This window comes from Agaribacter flavus (genome assembly GCF_042646125.1).
Lineage (GTDB): Bacteria > Pseudomonadota > Gammaproteobacteria > Enterobacterales > Alteromonadaceae > Glaciecola > Glaciecola flavus.
Genome location: NZ_JBHRSW010000010.1, coordinates 41,041 through 62,626, shown reverse-complemented (window position 1 = coordinate 62,626; position 21,586 = coordinate 41,041). Strand labels below are relative to the sequence as shown.

At 42.6% G+C, this 21,586-nt stretch carries 15 protein-coding genes; 8 read left to right on the top strand and 7 right to left on the bottom strand.

Going from position 1 to position 21,586, the window contains the following annotated elements; translation table 11 throughout:
- Positions 1 to 10: 10 nt before the first annotated feature.
- The 3 genes from ACFOHL_RS07150 to ACFOHL_RS07140 all read right to left on the bottom strand — a co-directional run bounded on the left by ACFOHL_RS07150 (position 11) and on the right by ACFOHL_RS07140 (position 4,899).
- On the bottom strand, positions 11 to 913 hold the full coding sequence (locus tag ACFOHL_RS07150) for a UbiA family prenyltransferase (protein WP_376919530.1): 903 nt from the start codon (positions 911 to 913) through the stop codon (positions 11 to 13).
- A gap of 17 nt (positions 914 to 930) precedes the next feature.
- Entirely contained in the window at positions 931 to 2,073 is a 1,143-nt protein-coding gene (locus ACFOHL_RS07145) for a 3-dehydroquinate synthase (RefSeq protein ID WP_376919529.1), read from the bottom strand.
- Between the two features lie 426 nt (positions 2,074 to 2,499).
- Positions 2,500 to 4,899: a beta-galactosidase gene (locus ACFOHL_RS07140; RefSeq protein ID WP_376919528.1), complete on the bottom strand. Its 2,400-nt coding sequence runs from the start codon at positions 4,897 to 4,899 to the stop codon at positions 2,500 to 2,502.
- A gap of 409 nt (positions 4,900 to 5,308) precedes the next feature.
- Here ACFOHL_RS07140 and ACFOHL_RS07135 point away from each other — a divergent pair, with 409 nt between their 5' ends.
- Complete coding sequence (locus tag ACFOHL_RS07135; protein WP_376919527.1) at positions 5,309 to 5,707, top strand: hypothetical protein; 399 nt, start codon at positions 5,309 to 5,311, stop codon at positions 5,705 to 5,707.
- 218 nt (positions 5,708 to 5,925) lie between these two features.
- Here the strand turns inward: ACFOHL_RS07135 and ACFOHL_RS07130 are convergent, their stop codons facing one another.
- The 3 genes from ACFOHL_RS07130 to ACFOHL_RS07120 are packed head-to-tail and all read right to left on the bottom strand — an operon-like array spanning position 5,926 to position 7,949.
- On the bottom strand, positions 5,926 to 6,921 hold the full coding sequence (locus ACFOHL_RS07130; protein WP_376919526.1) for a DUF4097 family beta strand repeat-containing protein: 996 nt from the start codon (positions 6,919 to 6,921) through the stop codon (positions 5,926 to 5,928).
- 16 nt (positions 6,922 to 6,937) lie between these two features.
- Positions 6,938 to 7,429, bottom strand: coding sequence for a hypothetical protein (locus tag ACFOHL_RS07125; RefSeq protein WP_376919525.1), 492 nt, complete (start codon positions 7,427 to 7,429; stop codon positions 6,938 to 6,940).
- Positions 7,422 to 7,949 (bottom strand): RNA polymerase sigma factor, encoded by a 528-nt coding sequence (locus ACFOHL_RS07120; RefSeq protein ID WP_376919553.1) that lies wholly within the window; start codon positions 7,947 to 7,949, stop codon positions 7,422 to 7,424. Before ACFOHL_RS07120 ends, ACFOHL_RS07125 begins: the two co-directional genes overlap by 8 nt.
- Positions 7,950 to 8,281: 332 nt before the next feature.
- Here ACFOHL_RS07120 and ACFOHL_RS07115 point away from each other — a divergent pair, with 332 nt between their 5' ends.
- From ACFOHL_RS07115 to ACFOHL_RS07095, 5 genes are all read left to right on the top strand, one after another.
- Positions 8,282 to 9,055, top strand: coding sequence for a 3-keto-disaccharide hydrolase (locus ACFOHL_RS07115; protein WP_376919524.1), 774 nt, complete (start codon positions 8,282 to 8,284; stop codon positions 9,053 to 9,055).
- Positions 9,037 to 9,927, top strand: coding sequence for a c-type cytochrome (locus ACFOHL_RS07110; RefSeq protein WP_376919523.1), 891 nt, complete (start codon positions 9,037 to 9,039; stop codon positions 9,925 to 9,927). Before ACFOHL_RS07115 ends, ACFOHL_RS07110 begins: the two co-directional genes overlap by 19 nt.
- Positions 9,924 to 11,537, top strand: a complete 1,614-nt coding sequence (locus ACFOHL_RS07105) for a hypothetical protein (protein WP_376919522.1) — start codon at positions 9,924 to 9,926, stop codon at positions 11,535 to 11,537. Before ACFOHL_RS07110 ends, ACFOHL_RS07105 begins: the two co-directional genes overlap by 4 nt.
- 389 nt (positions 11,538 to 11,926) lie before the next feature.
- Positions 11,927 to 14,455 (top strand): TonB-dependent receptor, encoded by a 2,529-nt coding sequence (locus tag ACFOHL_RS07100; protein ID WP_376919521.1) that lies wholly within the window; start codon positions 11,927 to 11,929, stop codon positions 14,453 to 14,455.
- Between the two features lie 294 nt (positions 14,456 to 14,749).
- Positions 14,750 to 16,459 (top strand): sodium:solute symporter family transporter, encoded by a 1,710-nt coding sequence (locus ACFOHL_RS07095; protein WP_376919520.1) that lies wholly within the window; start codon positions 14,750 to 14,752, stop codon positions 16,457 to 16,459.
- Positions 16,460 to 16,621: 162 nt separating this feature from the next.
- Here the strand turns inward: ACFOHL_RS07095 and ACFOHL_RS07090 are convergent, their stop codons facing one another.
- Complete coding sequence (locus ACFOHL_RS07090; protein WP_376919519.1) at positions 16,622 to 19,180, bottom strand: glycoside hydrolase family 2 TIM barrel-domain containing protein; 2,559 nt, start codon at positions 19,178 to 19,180, stop codon at positions 16,622 to 16,624.
- 258 nt (positions 19,181 to 19,438) lie between these two features.
- On the opposite strand from ACFOHL_RS07090, the gene ACFOHL_RS07085 reads away from it, so the two are divergent.
- Both ACFOHL_RS07085 and ACFOHL_RS07080 read left to right on the top strand, forming a co-directional pair.
- Entirely contained in the window at positions 19,439 to 20,278 is an 840-nt protein-coding gene (locus ACFOHL_RS07085; RefSeq protein WP_376919552.1) for a patatin-like phospholipase family protein, read from the top strand.
- A 53-nt stretch (positions 20,279 to 20,331) separates the two neighbouring features.
- The gene (locus tag ACFOHL_RS07080; RefSeq protein ID WP_376919518.1) at positions 20,332 to 21,201 is read left to right on the top strand and encodes a sterol desaturase family protein; all 870 of its coding nucleotides are present in this window, start codon (positions 20,332 to 20,334) and stop codon (positions 21,199 to 21,201) included.
- Positions 21,202 to 21,586 lie beyond the last annotated feature (385 nt).

Here is a 21,586-nt window from a genome sequence, read left to right as displayed (position 1 = left end):
GCCAATCTACCTATGTCACATAAAGCCTTTTACCCACAAGTCTGCTAGGGAGTAATAAAGCCAAAATCAACATACTATACAGATAGTGCCCAGCAAGTGCAGTAAGTAAAGCATCTAGAGGTATCACGCCCATCACCATAAACCCGATCAAACGCTGAATATTTGAAGGCGTAAAATCATTGAATACTGCGATAAGTTTTCTCGCCATTATCAGCGCACAAAGTGCAATCAAGCCATAGGAAATAAGTTGTTTGGCACATGTCAGTTGAAAATATTGCTCAACAAGATAGCAGCAAGTCGCGACACTGAGTAACAGCAAACCGGCACATACCCCAATCGCCTGCTTATTTTGCGCTGTCGTTTCTTGTTTACTCAAAAAAGTTAAACCCGCAATATAAAAAAAGATAGGAAGCGCAATCAAAAAATTTAGTTGCCAAATGTCTTCGCTAAAAGAGTATGCAGCGAGAGGAAAACTGGCACCCAATAACCAGTTAAGGTAACGACAACTGGCCATGCAAAACGAGCCCAATAAGCCTTTTTTGAATACGCTGTTGTACAAAATAATCAGGATAGATAAGACTATCGCGATGCCAGCCGAAACAGCACTGTGTAATAAACTCAAACAAACACCCAAACACAGCAGTATCGCACCAATACTCCAAGCTTTTTTCAGAGAAACCTGTTTGCTTGGAATAGGTCGCTGGGGGCGTTCGCGTAAATCCTCTTTAAAATCAAAGCAATCATTGAGTGTCATACCGGCAAAATACAAGCTGACGCTGGCGCCTAACAAATACACAATGCCACTGCTGATTTGTCCGTTGCTGACGATGATAGACGCCGCTAGGATGTTTGAGAGAGCAGTGAAACCCGCTGGCAAGCGAATGAGTTTAAAATAGGGTAATAGCTTTGACATAGTCAGGTACATTCAAGCTACAAGGCTTTAATTTGATTGATTGCGTCTAGCATTAAGGCATCATCAATTTCGTGAACTTCAAATCCTTTGCCGATATCTGACAGCAAGGTAATACATAAATCACCACCCAAATGTTCCTTAAACTCATTCAGCGCTTGTATGATGTCTAAGTCAGTCAGTACGGGGTGGTTTAATTCAAAACCCAAATCCAGTAATAGTTCGATGACTTGATCGGCTTGTTCAACAGTAATGTGTTGAGCCAAGGCAGAATAAATAGTGTCTAGTGCAATGCCAATAGCCACAGCTTCGCCATGTCGCAGTGCGTTGTTTGTCATTTGCTCCAACTTGTGAGCCGACCAATGACCAAAATCTAAAGGGCGTGCTGAACCCAATTCAAATGGATCACCGCTATTAGCAATATGGTCTAAATGCCATTTAGCGCATTCAATGATCATTTTTTCTGTGGCGTTTTGTTCAAAGGCCGCAAGCGCATGCCTTAATTCATACAACTCGCTAAAAAAAGCAGGATCTTTTATCAATGCGACTTTAACCGCTTCTGCGATACCCGCGCGCTTATCGCGGCTAGACAATGTCTTCAACAGAGAAAAATCATTTACAACTGCAAAAGGCGGGGCAAAAGTACCGACAAAATTTTTGCGATTGTGGAAGTTGATAGCATTCTTCACCCCCACCCCTGCATCATTTTGCGCCAGTACAGTGGAGGGCATCCTGATTAAACGCACGCCTCGATGGGCTGTTGCAGCAGCATAACCGACTGCATCGATCAAGGCGCCACCGCCGATCACCAAAAAATAAGAATGGCGGTCAATACGATGTTCTTCAACGGCAGAATAGAGGCTTTCGAGCAAGGTCTCGTCATTTTTACATGCCTCTCCACCTTCCAACACAACAGGTGATAAAGCAGTAATACCATGGTGGGCAAAATAGTCACAAATAGTCTCTTTAAGCTCAGGGCGCAATGCCGCAACGCCTCTGTCAATTATCGGGAGAACACACGGAGACTCGGCTAAGTTGTCAATTAACTTGCTTAATGTATAGTTTTGTCTATCAAAGACTTCTCGACAAAATAAAACAGGATACTCATAACTCATGGTGAATTTTTGAGTTATACAGACGGGTTCCTTAATACCATTTCGCAAAACACTTACCTTATCTTTGAACTGCTATGAACGCTTATACTGTGATAAAAATTAAGTGAGATAGTAGATGCAAGGTGGAGGGGACAGGTTTAAAAAATGTATTTTTCATGGAAGAAAAATACAAGTGTATATGGATATACTTGCAGCCGTTTTTTAAACCTGTCCCCTCCACCTTGCATCTACTATCTCACTTAATTTTTCACCCCACTGGAGACTGCAGCATACTTTAAACATTGCGGACTTATCGCACAATACATTTAGCTGTTTACTATATTGCTATTAATATACATTCTTGTTTGGACAGTAAACAGTATGAAAGCCCAAAGTTTTGTTATGTTATTTTATAATACAAGGCATCCAAATTCATGAGCAAAAAAAACCGCCTATCAAGCGAGTAGGCGGTTTTTTAACTAGTTATAATTTGTTTTATTTTTTCTTATCTTCTTTTAAGAAGCCATAGCGTCGCTCATACAGTTCTGTATGAACTTCTTTGGCTGCTTCAACCATATGCTTATATGGAATATCCACTACATTTACCATGCCGGTATTGTAGTTTTCACCGTCATAGGCACGCCCTGAAATAGGTCCGTCCATGTACTGGAACATATGCACACCAACAAAATACGGGTTGTCGATGATCGTTTCCATATAGCGCTTCATCATATAGCCGCGATCTTTTTGATCTGCCGCAATGATTATTCCAGGATGCACATGTCCGGCATCATCAGAGCCGAAGCTAAACTCACCAATTAAGCTTGGTGCGTCCACCTTTTCTAGAATATCCCATTCGCTAGGCACGATGCCTTCTTCATACAAGTTATATGTGATCACGTCGCTATTTTCGGCTGCCGCTTTCACGATTTCATCAGGCATACCCCAAACAGGTAAACGCGATCCCAAATACAAGTGGTTAGGAAGTACTTCTTTAAGTGCACTATTTACCGTGCCAAAGTACTGCACACCATACGCATACAACAAATCAGAGTAATCCTGTTTTTGTGCCTCAGTATTAAAGCTAGAGTCTGCACCTTTAGCAAAGGCTTCCCAAGAGGCGTAGTCCTTACCCCATGCCTTATTCAACTTTTTGATCGACTTATATTTGTCTTTCAGTATTTTGGTGAACGCCGCTTTCGCCGGTACTTTGTCGGCGTCTTCTTTTAAGGTGTTATAGACAATACCATAGTAAAGCTCGTCACTGCCGCCGCGACCAAAGCTCTGCTCATTATCCATAAAGATACCCATACACCACGGTGTATTATTAATTTGCCCCGCTACGTGCTCGGCAGCAGCGACCGCTCTTTCACGGAATTTGGGGTCGTAGGCATCAGGTACACCATGCCAAAAGTCAAAACCCGAACTCAAAGTACCAAATTCACCAATAATGTCAGCAAATGCAACAAAAGGAATTTGGTTGTTACCGTAATACTGCTCCTGAGACCAATTACCAAGGGAGGTGTAACCCCAATCTAGCATACGTCTCAAAGTCACCGCTCGCCATGTGTCTAAATACGATTCTTTGTAGGTTTCACCATAGCGACGTTCTAAATTTGCACTATAAAAGCTAAATGTTTCGCCATGCTTTTGTGGCCCACTCTGCGCTTCACGACGATAACCGAAGTGATTACCTAGCGGATCATCGTAATCAGGTAACCACTCGAATAAGTTTGCGCGAGTTTCATTAACAACCTTTCTGGTGTAAAGCGCTTCGTCAGCCACTCTATTTAAGGGCTGATCGTCTTCAGCAACGGTATCGTCTGCACTGCGCTTGGGAATATACTTATCATCAAAGTCATAGCCGGTCATTGTAGACGAGTTAGACAAACGAATAATGTCTATACCTGTAGAAAAATACAGATAGCCTTCTGGGTCGATCAGCGCCCATTTACCACCCACTTTTTGGGTACGGAAAAAACCAGTCGCTTCAAATCGAGGGCCATCTTTCCAACCGTGAAACTTGGAACGATCCGCCATTTTTTGACCGGTTAACGTTGCCATTTCATCAGCTACGATTTGCGCGAGGTGCTCGTCATTTTTAACTTTGTCTTCGTAGTCAACTTTTGCATTTTGTCCGTATTTGTCCAACAAGCCAACTAAGAAATTTTCATCCATGTCTGGATTAGGTCGCAAACGCACATTGTCTATTTTAATTTGTCTGTCACTTACCAATCCAACGGCATTAAAAGATATTTGCGTGATGCCGCTCAAATCGAGACGCTTTTTGCCCCAAAAAGAGTAATATTGATGGTCACCTGACTCCCAAGTGACAGGGTTTGAGCGAAAACCAGAGGCAAAGTTAAACTCTGTTTGCGTTGCCCAAGGCGGATCAACTTGGTCATGTCCATCCATTTTTGCATAAACAGTTTTGGTCTCACCCGCACCAACGGCAATACCTCGTGTATAAAAATCACCGTTTTTATCACCCATGGTGAGGTCGATTTGCACTGATTCTGTTCCCGTATTGGTAACATCATATGCAAAGTGGAAATCTTTGTATGCCGACCAATCAAATGGCGTTTCAGGTCGAATAGCCATTGCAGAGGAATTATTTTCTTTAGTTTTGAAGTATACCGTAAGTGAACGCTTACCACTGATAGGAGATTTTTTGTCCAACCCTATTTTTGCGTTGTTGCTAATAATTTCAGAGGGGACACGTCGCGATTCAAAATCGAACAGCATGATTTCGCCATCCAACTTTTTAGCGGTTGGCAAAGACACATTGTGTTTAAAGTCACTGCTACTGTCTGCTGCATGTGCAACATGTAAATGCGCACTTGAGAAAATAGCAGCCAAGGCAAGCGCAATATTGCGGCGAGAAAAATTAGGCATAAATCTTCCTTCATAGTGTTTGGGATGTGTTGCTGTAGGCGCATTCAAACAAATGCGACCACTACATCTGGTAAATTGTTAACAACTTTATCGACAGCATAATACAAATTCACAGCTATGAATCAACGGTTTTTGTTATGTTAATGCTAATAAAATATATACAAATATGAACTTTGTGGGTAATTTTCGGTTTTAGATTGAAACTAATTTTTGTAGTGAACATGCTTTCAGCGACTAGGTTTGCAATGCTTTGGCGCAAAGTCACAGTGTACGGTCGCGACTCCATTTTACGGAAAACGCTAGAATGAAAGCATTGGCAGCTCAAGGTTTGCGTTTGAAAATACTTTTTGTATTCTTACTTTAAAATCACACAATCTAATCATGTAGTTATGAAATACAGAGGAATTCATTGGACTTTAAAAAGATTTCTTACTCCGAACTAAATGCCAAAGCAAAGGAAATGTATAATTTCCAGAAGGCTTCAGCAAAGCTAGCGGATTATGGTTTTACTACAATGTGGCTCAATAACGACTGGCAAGGTGCGGACTTTATTGGTGTTCATATAGATGGCGTTACAAGTATCAGGGTTCAACTCAAAGGCCGCTTTTCCTTCAATCAGAAATATTGTGGGAAAGATATCTTCATTTGCTTTATCTCAGAAGACGACGTTTATCTCTACCCTCACGACGAAGTTTTAGACAAAATCGAACATCGTATTTCAGATAAAACATATATCAAAACTGGCGCATGGAGCGCTCCAAAACTTACAAAACAAAATAAGGAACTCCTTGCTAAATATAAATTGTAGAACTGTTGCAACTGCACACAACAAGTTATTTCAAACTTGGGTAACGGGGAGATCTCTATATAGGCCTCTGGTAACTGCGGCAATCGTGGTCCCGAAGGTTTCGATGGGATGAAACACGGGCTAGAAAAGCAGCCCGCTTGGATATTCTTTGCAATCGTTTCAATATTTGGATTATTAGGTGCAATCATGAAGCTTTGGGTCACAAGAAAGTAATACCTTTACTTTTTCTCGATAGTAACCCTGCCATTTACCGTTGATACCTCTACCGTCGCCGTGGGCTCGCCAATGGAAAATTCCAGCCAGCGGCGTGGTCCATATTTGGCTTTTTGCGGCTCAATGTCGTTTAGACGATTGCGTATTCTTCCGCCTGCATGACTCTCAATGTCGAAGCTTGCTTGAATGTTTTCATCAAAGCTCAAATCAATACTCCCCCCTACCGAACTGGCTTGTACATAAGCGCCGTCGCCCAAGGTTAAACGAGCATCCACCGAGCCATTGACGGTATTCATATTGATATCCATTGCTGAATTCACAATCAATTGCATATCACCATTGACCGTTTCAACGTTGACATCGGCGGCGGAGGTATCAAACTGAATATCACCGTTTACTGCTTCAACCCTGATTTTCTTGCCTGCGATATGTTCGATGTCAATATCACCATTTACCGTATCCACAACCAGATCACCCGAGAGCTTAGTCGCCGACACTTCGCCATTCACGGTTTCCAGATAAATCCTACCTTCAAGTTCACTTGCGCGAATATTCCCATTTATTACGTCGATGTTAGTTCCGCCCAAAATACCACTAACACCTACATCTGCGTTGGTAGTGCGGTAATGCACTCGCGATTTTTTGGGCACAAATATAGTCAGATCGTCGCCCTCATAGTGCCCGTAGTTCCAATGCTTTTTGTTCTTTTTTTCCACTTTAACGATAATTGAAATCGTCTTCCCATCTCTGGTGAACTGAAAATCTTTAGTGTTTTCACCTAGTTCACCTGAAACCTTGACTTGGTTTTTGTCCCACCCTTCAATAGTTGCCTCGCCCGATAGATGTTCTATTTTGACGATGCTATCTGGACTTGCATCCTTAATTTCGTCGATTTTTTTACCTGCCCATGCCTGGTTGACAGACAGCAATACCAATGAGCCAAGCACTAGTTTGCGTTTGTTGTTGCCAAACGGGCTAAAAAGGAAATGTAAATATCTCATAAGGCTTACCTCAGTATTAAATTTGTTGCCACGAGGGAGTATGCACGCGCTCAATTAGCTTAAGTTGTTGTTCGTAAACACTACGCAACATCGCCAATAGTGCCCGGTTATTAGGGTCGTTCTCCAAAGCTTGCTTGATGGCTTTAGCTGCGTCATCCAACTCACTCAATTGTTGTTGCCAATTACTTGTCGTTGCATCACTGTCTTCTAAACTCATCAGTAAAGTTTGTTTTTGTCGCTCAAACTGCATACTCATTTCTTCAGCAATAAACTCGTCGTTTTGTAAACTTCCGTGAAAACTGAAATAACCCACAATAATCACAATAAAAAAAGAAGCCGCAATACCAAAACTCTCGTACCAGACGCTTTGTCTTTTCGTGGGTTTGTGTTTAGCACTGCCTTCTGCCGCAATAGCGTATTCCACACCCAGCCATAGATCTCTCGCCGGTATTCTTTCTTTTGGCAGGGCTTGTAAAGCACTGTTTAAATCTGATTTTTTTTCAGCCATGTTCTATCGACTCCTCTACCAACTGCTTCGCACGGTGAAACTGCGCTTTACTGGTGCCTACTGCCATGCCCAGCATCTTGCCTATTTCTTCATGGCGGTAGCCTTCGATTGCGTGCAATACGAATACCCACCTTGCTCTTTCGGGTAGCTTAAAAATATGTTTTTCTAGGCTCGTAATATCTGGATCACACGCAATCGAGTCTGGTAAATCTGCTTCTGTTTCGATACTGAAGGCCTTTTGCCACCACGCTTTTTGTCTGCGTAAATACGAAATCGTCACATTTGCCGTCACACTGTATAACCACGTTGAAAACTGGCTTCGACGGTCATAGTTATCAAGTTTACGCCACAACTGAATAAACACCTCTTGAGCCGCATCTTCTGCATGAGATTTATCCGCACACAGCCGAAAGCACAAGGCATATACGCGTGGAATATGCCGTTCATATAGTGTTTTGAACGCTATGCGATCGCCTTTTTGCGCGGCTAAAATGATGCTTTCTTCATCATTTTCATACATGCCTTCTGAAACTGAAACTCTCGGACTTGCGGTCATTCACTCAGTGTTTTTGTTTTACTTGTTAGCTTAGTCGATAAGAAAACTCAATTGGTTTAAATGCTGAAAAAATTAAAATTAGCAGCAGATACATAACGTAGAAGCTCCCCTTTTTTCATCGCAAAATTTATTTTTCATGGACGAAAAATCAAAGCGTACATGGATGTACTCGCAGCGGTTTTACGATGAAAAAAGGGGAGCTTCTACGTTATGTATCTGCTGTGATTTAAAATTGCATTTACACCATAATGCATAGTATTTTACATATAATTTAATATTTTCATTTGTAAACTTATATGCGAAAAATTACTCGTTTAGATACTTCTTTTTCTTGTTCCATCGCATGGTTTACCGCTAAATCGTTGTTTATTTTAGCTTTATTCCTTATCCACAAACTTTATGCATCGGAACAATACAAGCCTGAAGATACTGAAATTTGGGAACCTGTTCCCAAAAAAGTGAATCCCTACCCCATTCCATCGGATGCAATAAGCTTGTTCAATGGAACAAATCTAGACAAATGGCGAGGACACAACGGTGAAGCAAAATGGCGCGTTAAAGGAGGTATTCTTACCATTGAGCCGAACACAACAGGTATTGCCACTAAAGAAAAGTTCTGCGACATGCAACTGCATATCGAGTGGCGGACGCCGCCTAAAAACTCAGAGCGCTCAGGGCAACGTCAAGGCAATAGCGGGATTTTCATTCAAGGCCGCTATGAACTGCAAATCCTTGATTCATATGACAACCCAACTTATGTAAATGGTCAAGCTGCATCTGTCTACAAACAAAGCGCGCCACTTGTGAATGCAAGCCTAGCGCCCATGCAATGGCAAAGCTACGATGTAATATTTAAAGCACCACGATTCGCAAACGATGGAGCACTGTTGGAGAAAGCAAGCATAACCGTTCTTCACAACGGCGTGCTAGTACAAAATAACTTTCAAATAGCGGGCAGAACACAGCACAAAGGCCCTCCATACTACGAAGCGCACAGTTGCGAGCCTATTTATATCCAAAACAAAAACATTGAATTGAGCTTTAGGAACATATGGGTAAGACATATTTAACAAGTTTACTGCTGTTGTGTGTTTCACAAGCATTTGCGAATGAGCAGGGAAAATCTGCATATGAGGCAAACTGCAAAGCATGTCACGCGCTAAACGAAATGACGGTTGGGCCGTCAATAAAAGAGATTCAATCGTTATATCCAAAAGAGAAGCAAGCTGAGTTTTTGAGCTGGACGAAGGTACCGGGGAAAAAACGCCAAGATGCCATTCAAATGCCCGCGATGTCTCATTTAGATGACGATAGCATTACAGATATATTTAACTACTTGCACAGTTTAAAGGCTGTGAAAAAGAAAAAATCCAACAAAAGACACAATTTCACATTCACGCCCCCACCACCCACTTACCCCTATTACAAACGCGCATATATGCCATTTGCCAGCCCCGCTGCCATCGCCATAGTGTTTTCTCCTGAGCTGGGTTTGAGTTGGGACGCGACGACTTGCAGGCTCAGATATATTTACCACAGCAAACAGTTTTTTCTGAGTGGCGAAAACAACAAAGACAAATTAAAAGATGACCTTGTTTATCAAGAGACAGCCGCGCATTTTTGGTCATTTTCTGAGGGCAATACGCTTGAATTTGTGGGTTACCGACTCGTAAATACACTTCCGCAATTTATCTACCAAATCGGTGAAGTGAACATTATTGAGTCGTACGCGCTCGGTGAAACGCCTCTTAGCATTACTCGCCAATTTACGTTATCTGGGCACGACAAGGCGGTCAGCCTCGATTTAAGCACCGCACCTCCATCGATTGATGGAGGCAAAGTAGAACTACGTGCATCTAAAGGCAAAATTGTAAAAAATAAATTAATACTTTCAAAAGAAGAGGCCAATGAGTTTGTGATAAACATGAGGGTAGTAAAATGACACAAATCAGCGACCAGACTTCTTTCAAGTTCATGACAAACACCGTGCCTATGCTCTCGTTATTTCGCACTTTGGTGCTTATATTTTTTGTTTTTAGCATAGCCGCTTATTCGACTATTTCTAATTCTAAAGATACGGAAGTGGCACAGGGTGAAGATACATGGGATGACTATTACACGTTTAAAAGTATCACTATTCCTCCAGAAGTTAATGCACAAATCGGGGGATTAACCGTATTAAAAAATGGAAACATCGCCGCTGCTTTTCATCGAGGCGAAGTACTCATCTACGATCCAAATGAAGACAAATGGCAAACATTTGCGCACGGCCTTCACGAACCACTCGGTTTGCATGAATTGGCCGACGGCTCTCTAATACTGGCACAAATGGCTGAGTTAACGCGCTTAGTCGACGAAGACAAAAATGGTCAAGCAGATTTCTATCAAACCATCAGCGATGACTTTGGTCTTTCTGGCAACTATCACGAATTTGCATTCGGGCCGGCAGTAGATAGCAAAGGCAACTATTACATCAGTTTAAATGTGGCTTCCAACTTTGCAGGCATATTCGAAAACATACGCGGTACTTTTAGTCCATTTGGGCCATCACGAGACACCATGACCGATTGGCGAAATGATGAATGGAAAAACACTTTGCGCCATACTGCAGGTCGAATGTTTTCGAAAGTACCGTATCGCGGTTGGGTACTAAAAATCACCCCTGAAGGAAAGGCAAGCCCCTTTGCCTCAGGATTTCGCTCACCAAATGGTTTATATGTTGATAAAAACGATAAATTGTGGGTAACAGACAACCAAGGTGACTGGCTTGGCACCAGTCCTTTATACCATGTACAAGAGGGGAAATTTTACGGTCATCCAGCATCGCTGGTATGGAACAAAGGCTGGGATCGAGATCCACTCGATGTGTCTGCCCACTCATTAAATCAGATGCGTACTCCACCGGCTGGACTTTTCCCACATGGAGAACTGGCAAACTCTCCTACACAAGCCATTGCCCCTCCCCAAAACAAATTATTTGGACTCCCCACGGATGAACTCATTATCGGTGATATGAATCAGCAACGTTTAATTCGGTTTTTACCCGATCAAGTCAATGGGGTGATGCAAGGGGCGGCGATTCCCTTTCTTGAAACAGCACAACTAGGCATAGGCAACAACCGTTTTGCCTTCGATCTTTCTGGAAACTTGTGGATCGGAAAAACGCACCTCGGTTGGGCAGGTGATGAAGGGATCAAATCTGTCGCGTGGAATAAAAAACCCTATCTATTTGTGAGTGATGTCACACTCACTAAAAATGGATTCAAAATTAGTTTTTCACTGCCACTAGATACCAAGCCAAGCATAGCAGCAGAGGCTCACACCTATCACTATCATGCAAAATACGGATCGCCTAAAGTCGACCATAGTGCGAATATTAAGGTCAATACCACTTTATCAGAAGACAGAAAAACAATGTGGATCAATTACCCACAATTAGCCTCAGGCTATGTTTACACCATGAACTTAAGGGGTGCGCAAACACAAGACTCGCAAGCACTACTGGGTAATATTATTCGATACACCGTTAATCAAATTCCGCAGAGCGACTAGGTGTTTATTGGTGCGATAAAAAACCGTCCATTGATCAGTGTTTTTAAACAAATAACTTGTCTATTATCTCTCTCGAACAATGAGTAAAACCTTCATGGTTCGAGGGCGTATTGAAGTGATGTTTACCTGTTTATTCCGTCATTTCAGATAGACACAACTTTTTACGCGCCCGATTTTTTAAGTTTCAACATTGGTCGTCCAAATCAGGCACTTGTTCCGTATCAAAATTACTACACTGGCAATGTACTTTTAGCTCAATAATTAAATTAAAATCATACGCTTAAGCTTTTTACCACCCTAATTTTTAGTTAAATACTGATCCTTTAGGTTTATAATGTTATATTATAACAAAACCAACCATCCTCTTATTAACTAAAAGAAAAACCAAGATGCACAAAATACTCAAGTGTGGTGCACTAGCACTCTTTATTTTATTCTCGTGGCAGCTTCACGCTGTGACCATTACTGGTATCATTACCGATACAAACGGCAAGCCTATTGAAAATGCTATCATTTCAGTAAAAGGGAATGCGCAACAAGCGAAAAGCGACAAAGATGGGAAATATCGCCTTGATGACATATTGCAAGGCCACATCCACCTCCATGTCTACTCTATTGACCACGTCCATGGAGACAAAGAGTTTGATGACGTTGGCGATGCATTAACCGCCAATTTCACACTCAAGCCATCCAGCATAGAAAATATCGTCGTTACCGCGAATGCAATAGAGTCTTCAGTATTAGAATCTGTTACGCCTGTCAGCGTATTGGCTGGTGACGAATTACGCAAACGTCAATCGCCGACCATAGGAGACACGCTCAGCAAAACACCCGGTATCCATAGCACTTATTTTGGCTCAGTGGCTGCCAACCCAGTAGTGAGAGGTAACGATGGTCCTCGAGTAAAAATCACACAAAACGGACTAGATGTTTCCGATGCATCCAGAGTCGGTGCTGATCACAATATTGGCGCAGAGGCCGCTAACGCGAGCCAAATTGAAGTACTCAGAGGTCCTGCAACCTTACAATATGGTAGTGGTGCGATTGGCGGCATGGTAAACATTGTTGACAACAGAATTCCATCCACTTTAACAGATGGTGTCTCGGGTGCTGCAGAGTTACGTCATGATACGGCAAGCGACGAAAAATTCGCTGGAGCCAATATCAGTGCAAGTACAGATAAGCTGGCTTTTTATCTCGATGCGATGAGCAGAGAAACCAGCGATGTGGAAATTCCGGGGTTTGCCGAAAGGGAGCCCGATGAAGGTGAAGAACCAGGAATTTTAGAGAGCAGTTCTATCGATACAGAAAACCTCACCGCAGGTATCTCTTACATTGGCGACCAAGGTTTTATAGGCTTTTCAGTGCAACAGCTTGACAACTTTTATGGTGTACCCGGACATGGTCATGGCCATGAGGAAGAAGGCCATGATGACGAACACACAGAAAACGAAGAGGGTCACGACGAGGACAGCCACGAAGAAGAGGGACTTGACGAAGAGAGTGTTTTTCTGGATGTAGACAATCGTCGATATCAACTTGCTGGTGAGTTGCTTACGCCATTCAAAGGCATAAACAATATAAAACTTAACGCTGGCTACACTGATTATGAACATGTTGAGCTTGAAGGTGAAGAGATTGGAACACGGTTTGCCAACGAGACTAGTGAGATACGCATTACAACCGAACACGACAGCATTTCAGGCTGGCACGGCGTCTTTGGTATCCACGCTGTCAATTCAAAATTTGAAGCGGTGGGTGAAGAAGCGTTCACCCCATCCAATAACACTGACACGCTTGCACTCTTTATTGTGGAAGAAAAGAAGTTTGATGATTTAACCGTACAGTTGGGTGGGCGCTTGGAGCGCAACAAATTATCAGCAGATACTTTCTTTGCCCCTCTTCATTCGGAAGAAGAACACGAGGAAGACGAACATGGCGAAGAGCATGGAGAGGAAGAAGAGCATCACGAAGATGAACTAAGTGAAGTAGCTTTTCCAGATATGGACTACACCAGTCTGAGCTTATCTGGGGGCGTCAACTGGGCCTATTCTGATGAATATTCTATTGCATTAAATTACTCTCGTTCCGAACGCGCACCAAGTCAGCAGGAACTGTTCTCAGCGGGCGTGCACCTTGCTACCAGTACCTTTGATTTAGGTGCATTTTTTACCACCAACGACGAAGGCGAGATCGAGCTAAGCGGAAGTGAAATTAACGAAGAAGTCGCAAATAACCTCGATATCACTTGGCGAAAGTACTCAGGCGATTGGGGATTCACTGTGTCGGCTTTTTACAACAGTATTGACGACTACTTATACCAGCTAGACAGCGGTTTTGAGTTCGAAGATAGTCATGATGAAGGGCACGATGAAGACGAAGGCCATAACGAAGAGGAAGGCATGCATGACGATGACGACGAAGGCATGCACGATGACGAAGACGAGCATGGTCATGAAGACGAAGAAGGTTTTCCTATCCTAAACTTCCGTCAAGAAGACGCAACACTCTATGGCTTTGAAGCAGAAATGCATTATCAAGTGAATGACATTTGGTTTGTTCAAGCTTACGCCGATTACATTCGTGCAAAAGTAGATAATGGCGATTTACCGCGAATCCCGCCATTAAGAATTGGGGGTGAGCTTAGTTTTGAGTATGAAGGCTGGCAAGGTGATTTCGGCGTAGTCTGGTACGATGATCAAACTAAAGTTGCTAACTTTGAATCTCCAACCGATGGATACACACTTTTTGAAGCGGGCGTAAATTACACTTGGTATACACAAAATGTGGATTGGATTTTCTTTGCTCGCGGCAAAAACTTAAGTGACGAAGAAGCGCGAGTGCATACGTCATTTCTAGTCAATGATGCACCGTTACCAGGCAGAAGCTTTACGCTTGGTGTAAGAGCTAAATTCTAAATAAAAGCTGACTTTGAGCGTCTTCTATACGGCGCTCAATGTCAAACCCCTAGGAGCTATCCGCCGTTTTTTAGTAAAGAAAGTCAGCAACTTTCACTTCACATATGCAACAAATTAAGCGCTTAATAAAACACATTCATTTATTGCGCATTCCTAGGCTATCCTTTTCACCAGCACAATGTAAACTATATGTGAATATTTAGCATTACACTTTTCATATTGTTAATTATTTGTTAACTCAACTAGTCGATTACAAATCAAATCGACGTGTATAGACAAGGAACTTTATTAGCAATGAACACCGTTGAAATTCTATTGTTTTCTATCGCCGTAATCGGTGTCATCAGTTTGGGGGTCTGGAAAAGCAGACAACATGCAGAAGAAACCGGCAGTGCAGCAAGCAGTTATTTTTTAGCTGGTCGTGGGCTATCTTGGTATCTGGTTGGCTTTTCTTTGATTGCTGCCAATATATCTACAGAACAATTTGTAGGTATGTCGGGAAAAGCCGCAGACTGGCTAGGCATGGCAATCGCCTCCTACGAATGGATGGCCGCTATCACACTCATCTTTGTAGCCTTTGTTCTGCTACCAAAATTCTTGAAAGTCGGCATTTATACCGCACCAGAATTTCTTGAATATCGCTATGGCGGATTTGCGCGCACCGTAATGGCGTTGGCAACCTTACTGATTTTGGTTGGCGTGCCCACCGCGTCCGTGATCTACTCGGGTGCCAAGGTGATTTCTGGCTACTACCCCGATGTATTTATACTAGGCAATTTAACGGCTGCGTGTTGGTTGATTGCATTTTTGGCTGCGGGATACGTATTTGTAGGTGGCTTAAAAGCCTGTGCTTGGACTGACTTAGTATGGGGTGCGGCACTCATCATCGCGGGAGCCATCGTTGCTTACCTTGCTTTCCAAGCACTCGGTGGTGCTGATCCAGCGTCGTTGGTAAAAACAGCAACCTTAAAAGATGTGACTACCGAACAACTGGCTGATGCAGGCGCATGGGAGCGCTTTCAACTGCTCAACGGTGGCTCAGCAGAAGAAGGAGGCAAGCTACACATGGTGCGCCCCTTAAGCGATGCAGAAATACCTTGGTCAGCACTTATTGTCGGGCTTTGGATACCCAATCTTTTTTATTGGGGTTTTAATCAATACATTATCCAACGAACGCTTGGTTCGAAATCCTTGGCTGAAGGCCAAATGGGTATTGTCTTTGCAGCATTTTTAAAGCTCCTGATCCCCTTTGTCGTTGTCATTCCGGGGATTTTGGCATTTAATTTATACTACGAGCAAATGGCCTTATCATCAGGTGATGGCTACGACTTTGATGGAGCGTTCCCCGTGTTATTGCGCAACCTCATCAAACCTTATCCTTGGATTAGCTGGTTTGTGCTCGCAGCTATCTTTGGTGCCATCGTTAGCTCTTTGGCGTCCATGCTTAATTCAGCCTCCACTATTGCGACTATGGATGTCGTTAGAAAAATTAAGTCTGATATACCAGACGAAAAACTCCCCTTCTGGGGACGTGGTTTCGTTGTTTTGTTTGTTATTATTTCAGCATCAATCGCACCCACACTAGCGCATCCAAGTTTTGGCGGTATATTTACTTTTATTCAGGAATTTCAAGGGTTTATTAGTTCTGGCATCATCGCCATTTTCTTATTTGGTATGTTAGTCCCGCGCGCACCCAAATTTCTTGGTTGGAGCGGCATCATTCTGAACGCGGTGTTATACGGCTTACTGAAGTGGTGGTTGGGTGACATTATCGTTGATGCAGGGCTTTGGTTTGCCGATGACATTTCATTCTTAGATAGAATGGCGATATGCTTAGTCGTCGTATGCGCATACAGTGCAGTAATGACAGCTTGGAAACCGCTACAGGAACCAGTTGTATTACCAGAGAACAAAGACATCGACTTGCGCTCTTCGCCAAAAGCCAAAATGCTGGGAATGGGCGTAGTGGTCTTAACGATTATTCTATATATTGTATTTTGGTAGTTAATAGGAGTGAGCGACATTTTAGCGCTTGCAACAAAATAGTAAATTGAAACATCTACAAAAAAGCCCTCGGTGTGAATCACGAGGGCTTTTTTACATCTACGCTAGCAGCACTTTTTTACACTCTTTTTTACGCATTAAGTAACCGGATGTGATGCTCTCTCACCAGATCACTTCGACAGCAATACTCGCTTCTCCACCTGCTTCGGATATAACTTTGATCTCGTAAGTACCTACTTTTTCACCCACGACAATACCTAAAGCTCGGCCTAAGTATGTTTTGACAGAATCCGCTTGGTAATCTTGCACACTGTTAACCCAACCATTATCGACACCCAGTAGACGTAAACCATCTGGCACAATAAATGTGAGCGTTGACTCTTGATGACTGACTGGATTTCCGTCTTTATCGCTTAATTGCACTTCAATATGTGAGACCGTTTTTTCGTCAATAGTAATCGCAGTTTTATCTGTATCCACAAGCAGAGTAGTCGGCGCCATTGCAGTCACGACAGAGTTACTTACACCGCAATCTCCTTTTGCCTCAAGCTTTCCGCTTGTAAAGGGTACCGACCACTTATACACGCGGTCTGGATGATCTGCTAAATTTTGCTTGCCATAGGAAGTGCCGTTAAGGAAGAGCTCAAGTGAGTCACAATTACTATACGCTTCAACAACCGTCGATTCACCGTCCTTGTAATTCCAATGGCCTTGCACATCATGCCAGTACCACACCCGCTTTTCCCAACTACCCGGCTCTTTTTCTACGACCTTGCCATCTTTGTCTAGCGTGTATACTGACTTATCAAGTGCTTGCGTAGTCAAATACACATTTGGTTCGTCATTCCATAGTGATTTAAACATATGGAAAGAAGGCTTTTTAAATCCAGCCAGATCCAACATTCCGCTTGCCACACCTTTGCGCGGCCAGCCGCCATGCGCCTCACCCAAATAATCAATCCCTGTCCACAAAAACGTACCGGCAATAAATTCACGATCCAATACGGCTTTCCACTCGTGCCATTGCACTACATTTTCCGTACCCATTATCATCTTCTCAGGAAATAAGCGTCGACCGTAGTCGTAAATGACGCGTCGATAGCTGTATCCAACAATATCGAGTGCATCGGTATAACCTGAAATATGACTTACCGAAGGCAGTATCATATTTGCCACGACAGGTCGGGTGGTATCGAGTTCCTTTACCCAAGCAGATAGTTTTTGTGCGGTCTTCGCTAGTACATATTCGCCTTCTTCACTGGTCTCAAATCGCTGCTTGATCTCTTCCGGACTAATAAAGGGCGGATTGAAAAAGTAGTTGCCCCCCGCATTCATATCAAAATAACCCGTGGCAGCGGCATACCGTGGATAAGTCCACTCTATTTCGTTACCAATACTCCACATAATAAGAGAAGGATGGTTGCGATCACGCATAACCGCAGCTTTTAAGTCCTTTTCAGCGTGAGTCTGAAACCAGTCTGCATACCCTCTACTGATGTAATCATCGTGTCTTTCTTGCTGATTTAAGCGTTTGTCTTTGGGGTAATCCCATTCGTCAAAAATCTCTGCTTGAACCAGCAATCCAAGCTCGTCGCATAGTGCCATCAGCTCTCGTGAAGCCGGATTGTGCGCCATCCTAATGGCATTCACGCCTGCTTCTTTTAAGGTAAGTAATCGGCGGCGCCAGACATCTTCAGGCACAGCAGCACCCACAAGGCCAGCTTCGTGGTGAATGTTTACACCTTTAATTAGGGTATGTTCACCGTTTAGGTAAAAACCACTGTCAGGCTTATATTCGATGGTTCTGAAGCCAAGTGGCGTAGTAATTTTATCTACCGTTTGGCCGTCACTCAGTAATTCGGTGACAACTGAATATAGGTATGGTGACGCTATTCCCCATAACTCAGGTGAGTCTATCCTTAAGTTTTGTGTAAATTCCGCTTCACCTCGCGCTGGCACCGAAACAGCCTCTTCGTGTTTTGCTACTTCTTCGCCCTTTGCGTTTAGTACACGCGTTCTCAACAATGTAGTGTTTTCGGCGTCTTCACGATTGTGTAAAGTAACCGTGAGTTCAGCAAGCCCTGCTTCAGCAGAAATGTTTGGTGTAGTTAGATATGTTCCCCAAACTGGAATGTGTAGCTTTGGCTTTTGATACAAGTGGACGTTTCGGTAGATCCCCGAGCCGGGGTACCAACGCGAATCAATATAGCGCGTTCTATCCACTCTAACGGCAATGATGTTGTCTTCGCCTACGGGGTTTAAATATGCAGTTAAATCCAGAGTAAAAGGGGTATATCCATTGACTTCCCCACCAATTTTTTTGCCGTTAATGTAAACGCTCGAATGATTGTATATTCCGTCAAAATTAATAAAAGTCAGTGTATCATTAGCATCTGACGTACTTTTGAAACGCTTTCTATACCAGCCTAAACCACCGGGCAAATACGCTGTTGCACCATCCCACTTTTCGTCAAACGGATGTGCCACTGACCAATCGTGAGGTAATCTCACATTTTGCCAAGCACTATCGTCAAAATCGGCAGCGACAAAATCTTTGCTGTCCCCCTCAAAAAATAGCCATCCTTCGTTAAAGTTTTGGGGGCCTAATGATCTATCTGTGCGTGAAGTCTCCTCAGCTGTATGATGACTGATCTGTTCTGGTGCCTCTGAACAAGCAAAAAGCACTAAACTGAGCGCGAAGAAAAAAAATAAATGTTTCATGTTGTACCGTTTGAAGTAATAAACAACTAATATTGGCTATGCTATCTATATTGTTGATATACAAAAGCTAAAAGGCGTGAAAATAACCCTGTTGTTGTATTCCGACAGACATAGAGACCACGTTAAAAGTATTAAGTATGAGAGTTGTTAAATCTATGTCAATACTTATGTAAGCTAACGCTCCCGAGTTCAGTTAATTTACAGTGAGATACTTAAGGGCTATGCTTAAATCAAAAGAATAATGTTAGGAATAGCACCATTAGCAAAACGCAAAAAATCGTTCCAATATTTTCAGGTGGTGGCACACGTTTGCCTGCGCATATTGGCATTTTGCAGGCATTACACGACTTAGATATTTCATTCGACACTATAGTCGGAATATCTGGCGGTTCGATTGTATCCGCGCTCTACGCCAATAACATGCCCCTAAAACAAATCTTGCAACTGGCTACCGTAACAAATTTTGGTCAATTTAAAGAGTTTTCGTTTTGGCGTTTGTTGACCAAAGGTGGGTTCTCGTCAGGTAAAAAATTTGAAGTGTGGATTGACAAACAGCTCGGTTCAAAAACCTTTGAAGAATTGGATGCGGCCTTACATATTATTGCCACCGATTTGAATGGTGGTGGTCCAGTAATATTTAACAAACACACCTCACCAAAACTAAAAGTATCCAAAGCGGTCAGGTACTCTATGTCTATCCCTCTGATTTTTAGTTCAAGTGTATATAAAGATCATCTATTAGTAGACGGCGCCATATTATCAGAAGACGCCCTCTTCAATGATTGGCAAGGGGATGGCACACCCAATGTGTGTTTTCGACTTTGTAGTAACCAAAAGCCCCCGCCGTTAAACACGAATAGACGTTTTATCTTGCCGCAATATATACAAATGTTGATACGTACCTTCATGAACGCTTTAGCACGCGAATATGTACATGCAAACTTTTGGCACAATACAATAGTCGTAGATACAGGCGCGACATCACCCGTAGACTTTGCAATGTCACCAGGGCAAAAAGAAGCACTGTACGATATCGGTTACAACACGGTAAAAGAATACTTACCCATCAAACTAGCGAAAATTAAGCGAGAGAATTAATATCCGTTTTTAGCGGTCTACCCCAATAGTAAAAAGAGTAACAGAGCCTAAGTATGTCAAGCACACAGATATTTTTTGATACCGCAGTTGGCACAGCGATGTGGATAGGACGAAATATTACTTTCGAAGTGCCGTGGTCACAAAATTATTTTTGGGGCTTAACCCTACTCTCTTTGGTTGTCTGGTTGCTAGAAATCACTTTCCCTTGGCGAAAACATCAACGCAGATTTAGGCACGATTTTTGGTTGGATGCCTTTTATATGTATTTTAATTTCTTTATTTTTAGCATAGTAATATCCGGTGTCTATGCGGTACTAGCATTCAAGTTTTCACAAGCCAATATAGATATGCAATCACTGACATTGATTGATATACAAGACTGGCCACTAGCTATTCAGCTCTTAGTGTTTTTTGTGTTATTGGATTTTTTACAATGGCTTACCCACCTTAGCCTACACCGCATTAACCTGCTATGGCGTTTTCACCAAGTACACCACTCAATAAAAGAAATGGGCTTTGCTGGACATCTGCGCTATCACTGGATGGAAAATGTGTTGTATAAACCTTTAAAAACGCTAGGGATAATGTTGTTAGGCGGATTCGAGCCTGAACAGGCGTTTATTGTACACTTCTTCACTATAGCGATAGGCCATCTCAATCACGCCAATATCAAGCTGAGCTACGGTCCCTTCAAGTACCTACTTAACAACTCGATCATGCATTTGTACCACCACGCCTACGATTTACCTAAAAACAGACAATACGGTATGAATTTCGGTCTTACATTGAGTATATGGGACTATATTTTTGGCACCGCATACGTACCTGAAGATAGTGGTGATCTAAAGATCGGCTACAAAGGTGACGAAAAAATGCCAACTAGTTTTGCCAAACAACTGATACATGGGTTTTATAGTAAGTAATTGTAGACGATAGAAAATAGGTGCCGGTGAGATATGGGAATGGACTGACCATTGATGCTGAAACCTTAACTCTCAGATAAGATAGCCTAGACCATCTCATCAGGTTAAACAGTTTATTTGCTTAAGCGATACATTGTGTTTGTACATAATGTGAGAAGCGACCTGAAAAAAATTATCCACGTCATACATAAAGCAACGTATCAGTCTATTCATGTTATACCAGATCGGAGTGCTTGAGCTGACGAACCGCAATCACAGGCAATTTACTACAAAACTACAAAGTACCGACCCGCGACCTCCTTCTAAAAAAACATTTGTTTGTGAAGAAAACTTTCCCTATACTATAACGCAATTAATAATTATTCTCATTTCGCTTTTCGTTTTG

What these genes read in the sequence shown, in the direction of transcription:
- ACFOHL_RS07150 (WP_376919530.1), bottom strand. Translation starts at nt 913, where the DNA reads ATGTCAAAGCTATTACCCTATTTTAAACTCATTCGCTTGCCAGCGGGT.
- ACFOHL_RS07140 (WP_376919528.1), bottom strand. Translation starts at nt 4,899, where the DNA reads ATGCCTAATTTTTCTCGCCGCAATATTGCGCTTGCCTTGGCTGCTATT.
- ACFOHL_RS07130 (WP_376919526.1), bottom strand. Translation starts at nt 6,921, where the DNA reads ATGAGATATTTACATTTCCTTTTTAGCCCGTTTGGCAACAACAAACGC.
- ACFOHL_RS07125 (WP_376919525.1), bottom strand. Translation starts at nt 7,429, where the DNA reads ATGGCTGAAAAAAAATCAGATTTAAACAGTGCTTTACAAGCCCTGCCA.
- ACFOHL_RS07120 (WP_376919553.1), bottom strand. Translation starts at nt 7,949, where the DNA reads ATGTATGAAAATGATGAAGAAAGCATCATTTTAGCCGCGCAAAAAGGC.
- ACFOHL_RS07115 (WP_376919524.1), top strand. Translation starts at nt 8,282, where the DNA reads ATGCGAAAAATTACTCGTTTAGATACTTCTTTTTCTTGTTCCATCGCA.
- ACFOHL_RS07110 (WP_376919523.1), top strand. Translation starts at nt 9,037, where the DNA reads ATGGGTAAGACATATTTAACAAGTTTACTGCTGTTGTGTGTTTCACAA.
- ACFOHL_RS07105 (WP_376919522.1), top strand. Translation starts at nt 9,924, where the DNA reads ATGACACAAATCAGCGACCAGACTTCTTTCAAGTTCATGACAAACACC.
- ACFOHL_RS07100 (WP_376919521.1), top strand. Translation starts at nt 11,927, where the DNA reads ATGCACAAAATACTCAAGTGTGGTGCACTAGCACTCTTTATTTTATTC.
- ACFOHL_RS07095 (WP_376919520.1), top strand. Translation starts at nt 14,750, where the DNA reads ATGAACACCGTTGAAATTCTATTGTTTTCTATCGCCGTAATCGGTGTC.
- ACFOHL_RS07090 (WP_376919519.1), bottom strand. Translation starts at nt 19,180, where the DNA reads ATGAAACATTTATTTTTTTTCTTCGCGCTCAGTTTAGTGCTTTTTGCT.
- ACFOHL_RS07080 (WP_376919518.1), top strand. Translation starts at nt 20,332, where the DNA reads ATGTCAAGCACACAGATATTTTTTGATACCGCAGTTGGCACAGCGATG.